The 13486-nt window shown below is 70.5% G+C and carries 15 protein-coding genes; 4 read left to right on the top strand and 11 right to left on the bottom strand.

Annotated features, from left to right (window positions below):
• Positions 1–61 precede the first annotated feature (61 nt).
• The 5 genes from ACZ4VI_RS14020 to ACZ4VI_RS14000 form a co-directional block, all read right to left on the bottom strand.
• A complete protein-coding gene (locus ACZ4VI_RS14020) occupies positions 62–1351 on the bottom strand; it encodes a DUF6986 family protein (RefSeq protein ID WP_467999448.1) in 1290 nt (429 codons plus the stop codon).
• 152 nt (positions 1352–1503) lie between these two features.
• Complete coding sequence (locus ACZ4VI_RS14015; RefSeq protein ID WP_467999447.1) at positions 1504–2466, bottom strand: electron transfer flavoprotein subunit alpha/FixB family protein; 963 nt, start codon at positions 2464–2466, stop codon at positions 1504–1506.
• A 57-nt stretch (positions 2467–2523) separates the two neighbouring features.
• Positions 2524–3309, bottom strand: a complete 786-nt coding sequence (locus ACZ4VI_RS14010) for an electron transfer flavoprotein subunit beta/FixA family protein (protein WP_467999446.1) — start codon at positions 3307–3309, stop codon at positions 2524–2526.
• A gap of 190 nt (positions 3310–3499) precedes the next feature.
• Positions 3500–4015 (bottom strand): flavin reductase family protein, encoded by a 516-nt coding sequence (locus tag ACZ4VI_RS14005; RefSeq protein WP_467999445.1) that lies wholly within the window; start codon positions 4013–4015, stop codon positions 3500–3502.
• Positions 4016–4212: 197 nt separating this feature from the next.
• Entirely contained in the window at positions 4213–4572 is a 360-nt protein-coding gene (locus ACZ4VI_RS14000; protein ID WP_467999444.1) for a TlpA family protein disulfide reductase, read from the bottom strand.
• 226 nt (positions 4573–4798) lie between these two features.
• On the opposite strand from ACZ4VI_RS14000, the gene ACZ4VI_RS13995 reads away from it, so the two are divergent.
• Positions 4799–5521, top strand: a complete 723-nt coding sequence (locus ACZ4VI_RS13995; RefSeq protein ID WP_467999443.1) for a lysophospholipid acyltransferase family protein — start codon at positions 4799–4801, stop codon at positions 5519–5521.
• Positions 5522–5527: 6 nt separating this feature from the next.
• Here the strand turns inward: ACZ4VI_RS13995 and ACZ4VI_RS13990 are convergent, their stop codons facing one another.
• The 5 genes from ACZ4VI_RS13990 to ACZ4VI_RS13970 form a co-directional block, all read right to left on the bottom strand.
• On the bottom strand, positions 5528–6220 hold the full coding sequence (locus ACZ4VI_RS13990) for a B3/B4 domain-containing protein (RefSeq protein ID WP_467999442.1): 693 nt from the start codon (positions 6218–6220) through the stop codon (positions 5528–5530).
• A 25-nt stretch (positions 6221–6245) separates the two neighbouring features.
• Complete coding sequence (locus tag ACZ4VI_RS13985) at positions 6246–6845, bottom strand: transglutaminase-like domain-containing protein (RefSeq protein WP_467999441.1); 600 nt, start codon at positions 6843–6845, stop codon at positions 6246–6248.
• Between the two features lie 69 nt (positions 6846–6914).
• Positions 6915–7988 (bottom strand): threonine aldolase family protein, encoded by a 1074-nt coding sequence (locus ACZ4VI_RS13980; RefSeq protein WP_467999643.1) that lies wholly within the window; start codon positions 7986–7988, stop codon positions 6915–6917.
• Between the two features lie 20 nt (positions 7989–8008).
• Positions 8009–8767, bottom strand: a complete 759-nt coding sequence (locus tag ACZ4VI_RS13975) for an SDR family NAD(P)-dependent oxidoreductase (RefSeq protein ID WP_467999440.1) — start codon at positions 8765–8767, stop codon at positions 8009–8011.
• Positions 8768–8796: 29 nt separating this feature from the next.
• Positions 8797–10203 (bottom strand): DUF6421 family protein, encoded by a 1407-nt coding sequence (locus ACZ4VI_RS13970; RefSeq protein WP_467999439.1) that lies wholly within the window; start codon positions 10201–10203, stop codon positions 8797–8799.
• A gap of 295 nt (positions 10204–10498) precedes the next feature.
• Between ACZ4VI_RS13970 and ACZ4VI_RS13965 the strand changes: the two genes are divergently transcribed.
• Positions 10499–11182, top strand: a complete 684-nt coding sequence (locus tag ACZ4VI_RS13965) for a glycerophosphodiester phosphodiesterase (RefSeq protein ID WP_467999438.1) — start codon at positions 10499–10501, stop codon at positions 11180–11182.
• A 9-nt stretch (positions 11183–11191) separates the two neighbouring features.
• Here ACZ4VI_RS13965 and ACZ4VI_RS13960 read toward each other — a convergent pair whose 3' ends face one another.
• The gene (locus tag ACZ4VI_RS13960) at positions 11192–11743 is read right to left on the bottom strand and encodes a GNAT family N-acetyltransferase (RefSeq protein WP_467999437.1); all 552 of its coding nucleotides are present in this window, start codon (positions 11741–11743) and stop codon (positions 11192–11194) included.
• A gap of 147 nt (positions 11744–11890) precedes the next feature.
• Here ACZ4VI_RS13960 and ACZ4VI_RS13955 point away from each other — a divergent pair, with 147 nt between their 5' ends.
• Both ACZ4VI_RS13955 and ACZ4VI_RS13950 read left to right on the top strand, forming a co-directional pair.
• Entirely contained in the window at positions 11891–12451 is a 561-nt protein-coding gene (locus ACZ4VI_RS13955; RefSeq protein ID WP_467999436.1) for a DUF5134 domain-containing protein, read from the top strand.
• Between the two features lie 90 nt (positions 12452–12541).
• A complete protein-coding gene (locus ACZ4VI_RS13950) occupies positions 12542–13477 on the top strand; it encodes a M56 family metallopeptidase (protein WP_467999435.1) in 936 nt (311 codons plus the stop codon).
• Positions 13478–13486 lie beyond the last annotated feature (9 nt).

Here is a 13486-nt window from a genome sequence, read left to right as displayed (position 1 = left end):
GTGATGAACGCGTACAGAGTACGGGGCTCGGGTGGCGGGTCCGACGGCCGTTGGACGGCTGTTACTGGGCCGTGGCCGTGAGGTCGCCTCGGCGCGGGGCCGCGAAGCGGTCGAGGTCGGCGCGGGTGAGGCCGGTGAGGGCGTCGACCTCGGCGGTGTCGAGGGCCCCGCAGTCGATGCCGCGCAGGAGGTACGAGCTGAGGGCCTTGGCGGTGGCGGGCTCGTCCATGACGTCGCCGCCCGCGTGGTTGGCGTAGGCCGAGAGGCGCTTGGCGGCGGCCTCGAAGCCCTCGCGGTAGAAGGCGAAGACGGCGGCGTACCGGGTCGGGATGTGGCCCGGGTGCATGTCCCAGCCCTGGTAGTAGGCGCGGGCGAGCGCGCGGCGGGTGAGGCCGTAGTGCAGGCGCCAGGCCTCGTGCACGTGCTCGGTGGAGCCGACCGGCAGGACGTTGGTGGAGCCGTCGGAGACCCGTACGCCCGTGCCGGCGGCGGCGACCTGCATGATCGCCTTCGCGTGGTCGGCGGCCGGGTGGTCGCTGGCCTGGTAGGCGGCGGAGACGCCCAGGCAGGCGCTGTAGTCGAAGGTGCCGTAGTGCAGCCCGGTCGCGCGGCCCTCGGCGGCGCCGATCATGCGGGCGACGGCGGCGGTGCCGTCGGTGGCGAGGATGGACTGGCTGGTCTCGATCTGGATCTCGAAGCCCAGGCGGCCGTCGTCCAGGCCGTGGGCCTTCTCGAAGGCCTCCAGGAGGCGGACGAAGGCGGAGACCTGCTCGGGGTAGGTCACCTTGGGGAGGGTGAGGACGAGGCCGTCGGGCAGGCCGCCGTGCTCCAGGAGGCCGGTGAGGAAAATGTCGGTGGTGCGGATGCCGCGGTCGCGTACGGCGGCCTCCATGCACTTCATCCGGATGCCCATGTACGGGGCGGCGGTGCCGTTCTCGTACGCCTCCGAGATCAGCCGCGCCGCTCGGGCCGCGTCCTGGTCCTCGTCCTTGCCCGCGTAACCGTCCTCGAAGTCGACGCGGAGGTCCTCGATCGGCTCGCGCTCCAGCTTGGCCCGTACGCGGCCGTAGACGTCCTCGGCGAGGTCGTCGGCGAGGCCGAGGACGGCGGCGAAGGAGGCGGCGTCCGGGGCGTGCTCGTCGAGGGCGGCGAGGGCCTGGTCGCCCCAGGAGCGGATGGTTCCGGCGTCGAAGACGTTGCCGGGGACGTAGACGGTGTGGACGGGCTGGCGGGTGCCCGGGTCGCCGGGGTAGCGCCGGTCGAGCTCGGCGTCCACCGCTGCGAGGGAGGCGCTGATGCCCTCGCTGACCGCTCCGGCGAGGCTCGTCGACACCTTCTCCTGCTGACCCATCCCACATCCTCCTGTTTTCCGCTTCACGGAATCAACAATCCGTATAGCGAAGTTAGTAGTCCGCCGGGACCCGCGTCAATGGGTGTCCGAAACGGCCGGGGGCCGCGCGGTGATCATCACCACGCGGCCCCCGGGCCGAACAGAACCGCAGGTCAGCCCTTGCGGGCCTGGATCTCCTCGGTCAGCTGCGGGACGACGTCGAAGAGGTCGCCGACCACGCCGTAGTCGACGAGGTCGAAGATCGGGGCCTCGGCGTCCTTGTTGATGGCGACGATGGTCTTCGAGGTCTGCATACCCGCGCGGTGCTGGATCGCACCGGAGATGCCGGAGGCGATGTACAGCTGCGGCGAGACCGACTTGCCGGTCTGGCCGACCTGGTTGGAGTGCGGGTACCAGCCGGCGTCGACGGCGGCACGCGAGGCACCGACGGCCGCGCCGAGGGAGTCGGCGAGCGCCTCGATGATCGCGAAGTTCTCGGCGCCGTTGACGCCACGGCCGCCGGAGACGACGATCGCGGCCTCGGTCAGCTCGGGGCGGCCGGTCGACTCGCGCGGGGTGCGGGAGACGACCTTGGTGCCGTGGGCCTTCTCCGAGAAGGAGACGGCGAGCGCCTCGACGGTGCCGGCGGCCGGGGCGGCCTCGACGGGGGCCGAGTTCGGCTTGACCGTGATGACCGGGGTGCCCTTGGAGACACGGGACTTGGTGGTGAAGGAGGCGGCGAACGCGGACTGCGTCGCGACCGGGCCCTCGTCACCGGCCTCCAGGTCGACGGCGTCGGTGATGATGCCGGAGCCGATGCGCACCGCGAGGCGGGCGGCGATCTCCTTGCCCTCGGCGGAGGACGGGACGAGCACGGCGGCCGGGGAGACAGCCTCGTACGCGGCCTGCAGGGCCTCCACCTTCGGGACGACCAGGTACTCGGCGAACTCGGGGGCGTCGGCGGTCAGCACCTTCACCGCGCCGTGCTCGGCGAGGGCCGCGGCGGTGTCGGCGGCGCCGTTGCCGAGGGCGACGGCGACGGGCTCGCCCAGACGGCGGGCCAGGGTCAGCAGCTCCAGGGTGGGCTTGCGGACGGCTCCGTCGACGTGGTCGACGTAGACGAGAATCTCAGCCATGGGGATTCAATCTCCTGCGGAAGAAACGGGGGCGGACGTCAGCGGCTCGCGCGAGCCCTAGATGAACTTCTGGCTCGCGAGGAACTCGGCCAGCTGCTTGCCGCCCTCGCCCTCGTCCTTGACGATCGTGCCGGCGGTGCGGGCCGGACGCTCGGTGGCGGAGTCGACCGCGGTCCAGGAACCCTCCAGGCCGACCTCGTCGGCCTCGATGTCGAGGTCCTCGAGGTCCAGGGACTCCACCGGCTTCTTCTTGGCGGCCATGATGCCCTTGAAGGACGGGTAGCGCGCCTCGCCCGACTGGTCGGTCACGGACACGACGGCCGGAAGCGAGGCCTCCAGCTGCTCGGAGGCGGTGTCGCCGTCACGGCGGCCCTTGACGACGCCGTCCTCGACGGAGACCTCGGAGAGCAGCGTGACCTGCGGGACGCCCAGGCGCTCGGCCAGGATCGCCGGGAGGACACCCATGGTGCCGTCGGTGGAGGCCATACCGGCGATGACGAGGTCGTAGCCGGTCTTCTCGATCGCCTTCGCGAGCACCAGCGAGGTGGCCATGACGTCGGAGCCGTGCAGGTCGTCGTCCTCGACGTGGACGGCCTTGTCGGCGCCCATGGAGAGCGCCTTGCGCAGCGCGTCCTTGGCGTCCTCCGGGCCGACCGTGAGCACGGTGACCTCGGCGTCGTCGGCCTCTTCCGCGATCTGCAGCGCCTGCTCGACGGCGTACTCGTCGAGCTCCGACAGCAGGCCGTCGACGTCGTCGCGGTCGACGGTCAGGTCATCGGCGAAGTGCCGGTCGCCGGTGGCGTCGGGCACGTACTTCACACAGACAACGATCCTCAAGCTCACGCCGGCTCTCCTACTGCATCGTCATAACTGGGCTGCCTTGTTGCTCGCAGCATAGGCGCCTGAAGGGCGGGTTTCCGGTCAGGGCGTCCGACCGTCCCCACCGGGATATTACTCGTCAGTACAGCCGTTCCGTTACCGGTGAGCAAGCGCTCAGGCGTGTGACCTTGCCAACGCCGGGGTGAGGGGACCCTCAGTCACGCAGCGCGTTGAAGCGGCCCTGGTGGTACAGCAGGGGTCGGCCCACTCCTGACGGGTCTCCGGCGACGGCCTCGGCGATCACGATCCGATGATCTCCGGCCGGGACGCGGGCCACCACCCGGCACACCAGCCAGGCGAGGACACCGTCCAGGACCGGGACACCCTCGGGGCCCACGCTCCACCGGGTCGGGGCGCCGAAGCGGTCGGCGCCGCTGCGGGCGAAGGTGTCCGCCAGCTCCCGCTGGTGCTCGCCGAGCACGTGGACGCCTATGTGCTCGGCCTCGGAGACCACCGGCCAGCTGGAGGAGGAGGTCCCGACGCCGAAGGAGATCAGGGGAGGCTCCGCGGCGACGGAGCTGAGGGAGGTGGCGGTGAAGCCGACGGGGCGGTCCCCGTGGGCGGTGATGACCGCGACGCCGGCGGCGTGCTGCCGGAAGACGGAACGGAGCAGATCGGGAGAGGCCTGCCGGGGGGCGCCGATCGTGCGAAGCTCGGGCGAAACCGTCATGGAGTTGTCCTTCTGCCAGGGTGGTGTGCGAGGGGTCCGGGGGTTCTCAGACACCCGGACAGCGCGCGCTCGCGTGACGGACCAGATCGATGTGGACCCGTCCGTGGAGAAGGAGTTCTGAAGGCACGTCGTCAGACTGACGATCGGTGGCCGGTGCAGTCAAGCGCGTCCCGGGATGTGGGAGATGTGTCACCGCGTCAGACAGCGCGGCCCAGAGCGGCGATGACGTCCGCGCGGCGGGGCTGACCGGAGGCGCGGACGACGACGCGCCCGGTGCGGTCGAGGACGAGCACGGTGGGGGTGCGGACGATGTCGTACTTCCGTACGAGGTCCAGTCGCTCCTCGGCGTCGATCTCGACGTGGCCGACGCCCTCGACCATCGCGGCGACCTCGGCGAGGGTCCGGCGGGTGGCGCGGCAGGGCTGACAGAACGCTGTGGAGAACTGGACCAGGGTGGCCTTCTCCCCCAGCTCGACCCCGCTCTCGGTGCCGAGTCCGTCCCCGGTTCCGATTCCGGTGCCGGTTCCCGCGCCGGGCGTCTCGGACTGTCCCGCCATGTCTCCATCTCCCCTGTCGCGCACTACTCCCCCCATGCAGCGTCACACGCCGCCGATCGATCCCGTCACGGCCACCGGGGGTGACGATTATCTCCCCGTACGCAGCCGTCAGGACTGGTCACGGGGGCCCTTATGGGGCACGATCTGCCCAAAGCCGAAAACCTACGGCTGCGTAACTTCCGCCGGGAGAACCCTCCCCAGGCACAGAAGAAGGGGTTCCTCCCAGATGGCAGAACTCGTGTATCGGCCGGTCATCGGCGCCGCACTGACCCTGTTCAAGGCGCTCGACCTCAAGATCGACACGCAGGGTTCGGAGCACATCCCGCGTACGGGCGGGGCTGTGCTCGTCAGCAACCACATCAGCTATCTGGACTTCATCTTCACGGGCCTGGCCGCGCTGCCGCAGAAGCGGCTGGTGCGCTTCATGGCGAAGGAGTCGGTGTTCCGGCACAAGATGTCGGGCCCGCTGATGCGCGGTATGAAGCACATCCCGGTGGACCGTTCGAACGGCGAGCACGCCTACAAGCACGCGCTGGAGTCTCTGAAGGCCGGGGAGATCATCGGCGTCTTCCCCGAGGCGACCATCTCGCAGTCCTTCACGCTCAAGAGCTTCAAGTCGGGTGCGGCGCGGCTCGCGCAGGAGGCCGGGGTTCCGCTGATCCCGATGGCGCTCTGGGGCACGCAGCGGATCTGGACCAAGGGCCGCCCGCGGAACTTCAGGCGCAGCCACATCCCGGTGACGATCCGGGTGGGAGAGCCCATGGAGGCACCCGCGGACCAGTACGCGGGCGCCATCACGCGGCGGCTGCGCGAGCGCGTCCAGGAACTCCTGGAGGCAGCGCAGCGCGCCTATCCCGTACGGCCCAAGGACGCGAGCGACACCTGGTGGGTGCCCGCGCACCTCGGGGGCACGGCGCCGACCCCGCAAGAGGTCAAGGACGCCGGCTGACCGTTCCTACTCCGGGTCGCGGACGGTGATCCGGGCCCCGGGGCTCAGCTTCTCCAGCGACTCGGCGAGCTCGGTCCCGGCGGCGAGGAGTTCCTCGCGCGTCATGGGCGTGAGGGACTCCAGCAGGAAGACGGCGTTGACGGTGTCGTCGTCGATCCGGGTGCGCGGACCCTGGCGCCAGTTCCAGCGGCGGCAGGTGACGCCCGCCTCGTCACGCCAGACGATCTCGCCCGGCTCCGGGTGCTCGACGGTCTCCTCGCCGCCCGCCATGGTCACGAACGGCTCGTCGCCGGTGGCCCGTACGAGGCTCATCTCGCCCTGGATCTTGTCGAGATCCTCGCCCCCGACCGGGATGAGGTGCGCGACGCTGATCGCGTTGTAGGCGTCGACCAGCCGGTTGATCCGGGGCAGCCCGCCGTCGGCAAGGGCCCGCTTGGCCAGCGCCTCCGCGGAGTTGCGGGTACGGGAGGGCTTGGCGCCGAACGCGGAGTACGCCGCGCGCCAGGCCGCGATGTGCGGGTCCTTGTCCGGGGCCTGTCCGTCGAGCCGCGCGGCGAGGCGGCGGGAGGCGTCGTCGAGCAGAGCCGAACTGGCCTCGTCACTGGGTCCGTTGACGAGCCCATGGGCCTCGATGGCGAGGTGCGTGAAGCCGGGTACGAGGGTGCGCACCTCGTCGGAGACGGTGAGCGTCAGGGTCATGATCCGCCGTTCGAGTTTCCGGAATTCAGAGTTCCGTGGGGAGCGTCCGCCAGAGGTACGGCCGGTCGGGAGCATCCTTCAGCACGCTCAGGACAGCCGGGTGTGGTTCAGCATAGAGCACTGGATAGTCCACTTCACTGAACTCCGGTCGAACCGTCCACGCCAACCGCTCCTCCTCCAGTGAGAACTGGGCGTCGACGCCCGGCTTGTTGCCCCGGACGTCCTGGCGGGCCCACCTCTGCTCGCCCGGCAGCCTGACCGCGACCAGACCGTGAACGGCCGGGTTCGAACCGTCGTCATCGGTGAGCCGCTGATAGCAGAGCGCGGCCGGGATGCCTTCGGCGCGCAGGAGGGCCACGTAGGCGTGGGACTTGGCGTAGCAGATGCCCGTGCCCTGGGCGAGCACGTCGGAGGCCCGCCAGGTGACGCGCATGTCGCCGGAGTCGGCGGAGTGCGGAATGGTGTCGCGTACATACTCATAGGCGGCCTTGGCGTATGAGTATGCATCGCGATGCTTGGCGCGCAGCTCGCCGGCTATCTTGCGCACGAGCGGGTGGTCGTGGTTGTTGACCGCGTCGGCGGCGAGGTAGGCGGAGATTTCAGGGATCTGCTGGATCAGCTCCATAGTGGCAAGCATAAGTATGCGGTCGATCGGAAGTCAATGCATTTCCTTGATCGACCGCATACTTATGCATCAGTGCCCGTGGGTCATCTCTTCCTTCAGCGCCTGAAGGAAGGCGTCGACGTCGTCCTCCGTGGTGTCGAAGGAGCACATCCAGCGCACATCGCCCGCGGCCTCGTCCCAGAAGTAGAAGCGGAACCGCTTCTGCAGCCGGGTGCTCACGGCGTGCGGGAGCCGGGCGAAGACCGCGTTGGCCTGCACCGGGTAGAGGATCTCCACCCCGTCCACCTCGCGCACGCCGGCCGCGAGGCGCTGGGCCATCGCGTTGGCGTGCGAGGCGTTGCGCAGCCACAGGTCCTTGGCGAGCAGCGCCTCCAGCTGCACCGACACGAACCGCATCTTCGACGCGAGCTGCATGGACAGCTTGCGCAGATGCTTCATGTGGCTGACCGCGTCCGGATTGAGGACGACCACGGCCTCGCCGAACATCATCCCGTTCTTGGTGCCGCCGTACGAGATGACGTCCACCCCCACCGCGTTGGTGAACGCGCGCATCGGCACGTTCAGGGACGCGGCGGCGTTGGCTATCCGGGCGCCGTCGAGGTGCACCTTCATGCCCTTGCCGTGGGCGTGCTCCACGATGGCCCGGATCTCGTCCACGGTGTAGACGGTGCCCAGCTCGGTGTTCTGGGTGATCGAGACGACCTGCGGCATGGCGCGGTGCTCGTCCTCCCAGCCCCAGGCCTGCCGGTCGATCAGCTCGGGGGTGAGCTTGCCGTCCGGGGTCGGCACGGTGAGCAGCTTGAGGCCGCCCATCCGCTCCGGGGCGCCGCCCTCGTCCACGTTGATGTGCGCGGACTCGGCGCAGATCACCGCGCCCCAGCGGTCGGTCAGCGCCTGGAGGGCGGTGACGTTCGCACCGGTGCCGTTGAAGACCGGGAAGGCCTCGGCGGTCGGCCCGAAGTGGCTGTGCATGATCCGCTGGAGGTGCTCGGTGTAGTCGTCCTCGCCGTAGGCGATCTGGTGACCGCCGTTGGCAAGGGCGATGGCCGCGAGCACCTCGGGGTGGGCGCCGGCGTAATTGTCGCTGGCGAAGCCCCGGACCGACGGGTCGTGGTGACGACGGGCGTCGGTCTTCGCGGGCAGGCCCGACGGCAGGGCCGGGGTCACGGCTTGGGGGTCAGCCACAGACGCTGTCCATTCACTTCCTGCGCGGGCCGGTCCCAGACGGCGGCGATCTCTTCGGCCAGATCCTTGGCGTCGGTGAAGCCCGCGAACTTCGCATTCGGGCGCTCGGCGCGCATGGCGTCGTGCACCAGTGCCTTGATCACCAGGATGACAGCCGCCGCGTCCGGAGCGTCCTCGCCCCCTGCCTTGCGGAACGAGTCCGCCATGGCGAGGGTCCAGGCCTCCGCGGCGGCCTTGCCGGCGTTGTACGCGGCGTTGGTGGCCACCGGCTTGTGCGCGCCGGACTGGCTGACCAGGACGTACCGACCGCGGCCGCTGCGCAGCAGTACGTCGTGGAAGGCGATCGAGGTGTGCTGGACGGTGCGGATGAGGAGCCGCTCCAGGAAGTCCCAGTCCTTGAGGTCGGTGTCGGTGAAGGAGGCGCTGCCGCGCCAGCCGCCGACCAGATGGACCAGACCGTCGACCCGGCCGAACTCCTTCTCGGTCTTCGCTGCCCAGTCCTTGGTCGCCGCGAGGTCGAGCAGGTCGACCGTGTCGCCGACGACCGTGGCGCCGCCGTGCGCGTACCGGGCGGCGTCGACCGCCTCGGCCAGCCGGGCGGGGTCGGCGTCGCAGCCGACGACGATGGCTCCGGCTTCGGCGAGCCGCATCAGCGTCGCCCGCCCGGCCGGACCGGCCGCTCCCGCGACCGCGATGACGGCACCCTCCAGCGGCCCGCCGTTCCCGTTGGCGTTCATGGTCGTCCCCTCCTCCTCCGTGACTGGGTTCACGCGGCAGCCTGCTCGGTCCGCGAAGCGTTCGCGGCGGTGATGCCCTTGGTGGAGGCGATCACGGCCTTCAGCTTCTTGGAGAGGGCCTCATAGAACATGCTGAGCGGAAACTCGTCCGGAAGCACGTCGTCCACGAGCTTGCGCGGCGGCTGCGTCAGGTCGAGGGCGTCGGGACCCTTGGCCCAGCGCGATCCGGGGTGCGGAGCGAGGTAGGTGGAGACGAGTTCGTACGCCTTGAACCAGTGGACCAGCTTCGGGCGGTCGATGCCCTCGCGGTACAGCTTCTCGATCTCGGCGCACAGCTGGTTGGTGACCTCGGGGGCACGCTTCCAGTCGATCTTGAGCGTGTTGTCCGTCCAGCGCACCACGTCGTGCTTGTGGAGGTACGCGAAGAGGAGCTGGCCGCCCAGACCGTCGTAGTTGCGGTTGCGGTCACCGGTGACGGGGAAGCGGAACATCCGGTCGAAGAGCACGGCGTACTGCACGTCGCGGCCGTGCGCGTTGCCCTCGGCCTCGAGCTTCACGGCCTCCTTGAAGGCGGTGAGGTCGCAGCGCAGCTCCTCCAGGCCGTACATCCAGAACGGCTGGCGCTGCTTGATCATGAAGGGGTCGAAGGGCAGGTCGCCGTGGCTGTGGGTGCGGTCGTGGACCATGTCCCAGAGCACGAAGGCGGCCTCACAGCGCTTCTGGTCCTCGACCATGGCCGCGATGTCCTCGGGCAGCTCGATGCCGAGGATGTCCACGGCCGCCTCGGTGACCTTGCGGAAGCGGGCGGCCTCGCGGTCGCAGAAGATGCCGCCCCAGCTGAAGCGCTCGGGGGCCTCGCGGACGGCGATCGTCTCGGGGAAGAGGACGGCCGAGTTGGTGTCGTAACCGGCGGTGAAGTCCTCGAAGGTGATGCCGCAGAACAGCGGGTTGTCGTAGCGGGTGCGCTCCAGCTCGGAGAGCCACTCCGGCCAGACCATGCGCAGCACGACCGCTTCGAGGTTGCGGTCCGGGTTGCCGTTCTGGGTGTACATCGGGAAGAGCGCCAGGTGCTGGAGCCCGTCCCGGCGGTCGGCGGCCGGCTGGAAGGCGAGCAGGGAGTCCAGGAAGTCCGGGACCTCGAAGCCGCCCTCGGCCCACTTGCGCAGGTCGGCGACGAGCGCGCGGTGGTACGCCGCGTCGTGCGGGAGCAGCGGGGAGAGCTTCTCGACCGCCGTCACGATCCGCTCGACCGTGCTCCGGGCCTGGTCGGGCGACGGCGCGCCTTCGGCCTCGAAGTCGATGGAGCCGTCCTTGCTCTGCCAGGGACGGATCCCCTCCACGGCATTCTTGAGCTCGGGCCAGGCAGGGTGTTCGATCACCGGAGCAGCGGTGGATATCCCCCCACCGGTCACGTCCTGCACAAGAATTTCCGTCATTACTCTTCCTCCACAGGAGAACCTCGCGTCAAGACACCGTATCCGTCCGCGGTTCCTCCGGACAAGAGGAGCTTGGGAAATTATCCTGCGCGACCCCCATGGTCACCGTCAATTTTCCTGTCGGACAGGGTTACGGCAGTCGCTTCCGCCGACGGGCTCACACGTCGGAGGGGCACGTTCCGACGGCACGCGCGCGTGCGCTTCCTTCTCGCGGTGAAGTCATTAGGCTGCGCCCCGAGCCGCACCGGGAGCCCGGAGGGACCTGGGCCCGGACATCGACGGAAGCGAGAAGATCTTGAGTTTCCTCACCATCGGTCATCGCGGAGTCATGGGCGTCGAGCCCGAGAACACCCTGCGGTCCTTCGTCCGCGCCGAACAGGCCGGAATGGACGTCATCGAGCTTGACCTCCATCTGAGCAAGGACGGCGCCCTCGTCGTCATGCACGACGCCGATGTCGGCCGGACCACCGACGGCAGCGGCCCGATCGCCGAGAAGACCCTCGCGGAGCTGCGCGAGCTCGACGCCGGGGACGGGGAGCGCGTCCCCGTCTTCGAAGAGGTGCTGGACGCGGTGCGGTCCCCGCTCCAGGCGGAGATCAAGGACGTGGCGGCGGCCCGGACGCTCGCCGAGGTGATGAACCGGCGCGACCTGGTGGGCCGCGTGGAGGTCCTCTCCTTCCACGACGAGGCGCTCGCCGAGGTCGCGCGGCTGGTCCCCGGCGTCCGTACCGCGCTCGTCGCGGAGGAGTGGGGGGCGGACATCGTGGACCGGGCGAAGGCCGTCGGCGCCGGCGCTCTCGTCCTGAGCATCCAGCACCTCACCCTGGAGACGGTCGAGCACGCCCACCGGGAGGGGCTACGGGTGATCGGCTGGGTGGTCAACACCCAGGAGCATCTGCGGCTGGTCCGCGCCCTGGAGCTGGACGGTGCGACGACCGACTATCCGGAGATCCGCCGCACCGGCCGCTTCACGGCCTGAGCGCCGCCGTCACACCAGCGGTTTCACGAGGAGCTCGAACTCCAGGTCGTCCCGCTGCGGGACGCCGAAGCGCTCGTCGCCGTACGGGAACGGGGTCATGCGTCCCGTACGGCGGTAGCCGCGCCGCTCGTACCAGGCGATGAGCTCCTCGCGGACCGAGATCACGGTCATGTGCATCTCGCCCACGCCCCAGATCTCCCGCACCCGGCGCTCCGCCTCCTCGATGATCCGGCGGCCGAGGCCCGCGCCCTGGAGCTCGGGGCGTACGGCGAACATGCCGAAGTAGGCGGCGTCGCCCCGGTGTTCGAGCTGGCAGCAGGCGACGATCTCGCCGTCGCGCTCCACCACCATCAGCCGGCTGCCCGGCGTGGTGATGACGGCGCGCACGCCCTCCTCGTCGGTCCGCTGTCCCTGCAGGATGTCCGCCTCGGTGGTCCAGCCGGCCCGGCTTGAGTCGCCCCGGTAGGCCGACTCGACGAGCGGAACGAGGGCCGGGACGTCGTCCTCCACCGCGTCGCGGTACGCGATCCGGCCGGTGTCCTGGGTCGTGACGGTGTCCATGCGGTTCGGGTCTCCCCTCGGGGGCGCTGACGATCCCCCCGAGGGTAACGCGCTCGGGGTGTGCTCCCCCCACGTACGCCTGTGCGCTCGCGTGCGCCTGGCCGGGCGCGGGCATCGACCGGGGAGGGAGACCTGGGGAGGTGTGCCGTGCACGGACCGGCCTTGTCGGCCTGGCTGTTGCTGACGCTGTGCGGGGCGAGCGGGGCGTACTGCCTGCTGCGGGCGCGCCGCTGCGCGGGAGAGGAGCGCAGGACGGCGGCGGGCGAGGCCGTGATGGGCTTCGGCATGGCCGCGATGGCGCTGCCGGCGGCGGTAGTGACGCTGCCGTCCTGGTCATGGGCGGTGTACGCGGCGGTGTTCGGGGCGGCGGCGCTGCTCGCGCTGGCCTCGGTGCGGCATGGCGGACACCATCTGCACCACCTGGTGGGTTCGCTGGCGATGGTCCACATGGCGTGGCCCGGGCAGGGGGCGCACGGCGGGCACGGCAGCGGCGGTGGCGGCGTGCCGCTGGTGACGGCCGCGCTGCTCGTCTATTTCACCGTCTATGTGCTGCGTACGGGAGCGAGACTGGTCCCGGTGACGGCGGCGGTAACGGTGGCGGCGCCGGCGGGCGGTCCGCCGGTCGAGTGGGTCGTACGGCCCGAGTTCACGCTCGTGTGCCGGTTGTCGATGGCGCTCGCGATGCTGGCGATGCTCGTCGCGATGTGAGCCGGCCGGCGGGCCGGTGGGGCCGTGGCGTGCGTCACTTGGCGCGCGAGGGGCGTACCCATGGGTAGCGCGGCCTCATAGGCTGGCGTCATGTCGGTCTCCCTCGCGTTGCTCGCGCTCGGCGTACTGACCGCTGTGCTGGCCCCGCGGCTGCTGTCGCGGTCCGACTGGGCGGAACGCGAGCCCGTGGTGGCGCTGTGGGTGTGGCAGTGCGTGGTGGCCGCGGTGCTGCTGTGCTTCGCGCTGTCGATGACGTTCAGCGCGGCGGCTGCCTGGCAGGTGGTACGGGGTCAGGTGTTCGCGCCTGCGCCGAGCCGGGTGATCGAGGCGTACGGGCTGGGCACCGGCCAGCCCTGGTCGGCGGCGCTCGCCGTGCTCCTCGCCAGTGGCGGGCTGTGGACCGGCGCGATGCTCACCAGGGAGATCCGCGGGGCGCGGGTCCGCCGTCGGCAGCGGCGCTGCGAACTGCTGGTCCGTTCCCCGCTGTTGCCCGGCGAGGAGCCGGGGAGCGAGCGGCTGGTCGTCATGGAGGGCGAGCGTCCGGATGCCTGGTGGCTGCCGGGGACGAGGCCGCAGCTGGTGATCACGACGGCGGCGCTGCGCCGGCTGAAGGGGCGCCAGCTCGACGCGGTCCTCGCCCACGAGCAGGGACACGCCCGGGCGCGACACGACTGGCTGCTGCACTGCTCGGGCGCGCTGGCCGGCGGCTTCCCCGGGATTCCGGTCTTCGCGGCCTTCCGTGACCAGATGCACCGGCTGGTGGAACGGGCGGCCGACGATGTCGCCTCGCGCCGGTTCGGGCGGCTGACGATCGCCCTCGCGCTGGTGGAACTCAACGAGGAGCGCGGGGTGTTCGGCCCCGGCCCCGCGCCCGACGCGGACCTTCCCCGCCGGGTGAACCGGCTTCTGACCGCCGCGCCCCGGCTCACAGCCGGCCGGCGGCTGCGGATGACGGCCGCCGCCGCCCTGGTGCCCGTGGTGCCCGTCCTGGTGGCGTTCGTCCCCGCACTGAAGGCGCTCGGGTAGTCCCGACAG

The organism is Streptomyces sp. NPDC029169, from assembly GCF_055563935.1.
The sequence above is the reverse complement of the archived record's forward strand: the minus strand, read 5'-3'. Positions and strand labels throughout refer to the sequence as shown.